The sequence below is a fragment of the Xanthobacter autotrophicus genome, assembly GCF_030015065.1.
GTDB classification, from domain to species: Bacteria; Pseudomonadota; Alphaproteobacteria; order Rhizobiales; family Xanthobacteraceae; genus Xanthobacter; species Xanthobacter autotrophicus_D.
Genome location: NZ_JAIVFN010000333.1, coordinates 1 through 524, shown reverse-complemented (window position 1 = coordinate 524; position 524 = coordinate 1). Strand labels below are relative to the sequence as shown.

Below are 524 nucleotides of genomic sequence, written 5' to 3'. Positions count from 1 at the left end.
GGCACGGATGCCGTGGCCGCTGCCGGCGGCGGTGCCTCCCAGCCGCCGCCCGCGGCGCGGTAGAGGCCGATCCAGGCCGCCATGCGCTCCTGGCGCAGCGAGATGAGCGCGGTTTCGGAGTTGAGGGCGGTGCGCCGCGTTTCCTCCAGCTCCAGCAGGCTCGCCAGGCCGCCGCGCCAGCGCGCTTCGGTCGCGACGAAGGAGGCGCGGTAGCCCGCGGCGGCGCGCTCGGCATCGGCGCTGCGCGCCGCGGTGCTCGCGAGCCGCACCAGGGCCTGTTCGACCTCGCTCACCGCGCGGCGCGCGTTGGCGCGGTAGAGCTGCGCGGCTTCCTGGTAGCGGGCCTCGGCGGCGTCCACCTGGGCCGCGCGGCGGCCCGCGTCGAAGATCGGCAGGCTCACCCCGACGGCCCGATCGACCAGGTGTTCGTCGCCACGCTGGTGCCGCCCGTGCTGCCCCAGGCCCGGCCGACGGAGCCGGCCAGCGTCAGGCGCGGGAAGCGCTGCGCGCGCGCATTGCCCACG

The 524-nt window shown here is 77.7% G+C and carries 1 protein-coding gene; it reads right to left on the bottom strand.

Annotated features, from left to right (window positions below; genetic code table 11):
• Positions 1–401 (bottom strand): TolC family protein (locus tag K9U40_RS23390; protein WP_282892457.1); only part of this gene is annotated, 401 nt, incomplete at its 3' end.
• Between the last annotated feature and the right edge of the window lie 123 nt (positions 402–524).